Annotated in this window: 1 protein-coding gene; it reads left to right on the top strand. The window is 42.8% G+C overall.

Annotated features, from left to right (window positions below; genetic code table 11):
• Positions 1-500: cellulose biosynthesis protein BcsG (gene bcsG / locus R7O13_RS31470; RefSeq protein WP_318305815.1), on the top strand; the 500-nt coding region annotated here is incomplete at both ends.

Here is a 500-nt window from a genome sequence, read left to right as displayed (position 1 = left end):
CTTTGGGCTCAAGCGGGACAATTAATGCAGTTTGAATTGAGTTATCTGGTCGAACTTTTGGGACGATTTTTATCATTCCAAGCAATACTCGGATTGCTCGCTTTATGTGGTGCGTACTTTATTTTGAGCAAGTTCGTTAGAGTTTCAGTCTTTGTGGTTATTGCGATGATCTATATAAGTATGCCAATGACGACTGAACCTCCGACAACAGTGGCTGCAGAAGTAACTCAACAACAGCCACCAACCGAGGTTACTGCTAGCAAACAACCTCAATTAACGGAAATTAACGATGCAAGTCTCAACACATTAACTGCAGATTTCTTTTCTAAAGAAGCCTCCCGACGTGTGACATTCGATACCAGCAGCGCAATGGATGCTCCTTTTGATTTGTTGTTCTTGAGTATTTGTTCGGTCGCGTGGGATGACATCGAAATTGCAGGACTGGCCGATCATCCTCTGTTCAAAGAGTTTGACATCATGTTCGACAATTTTAGTTCCGC

This window comes from Vibrio sp. Y176 (assembly GCF_033438945.1).
Note: the sequence above shows the minus strand (reverse complement) of the source record. Positions and strands in the feature narration are given on the sequence as shown.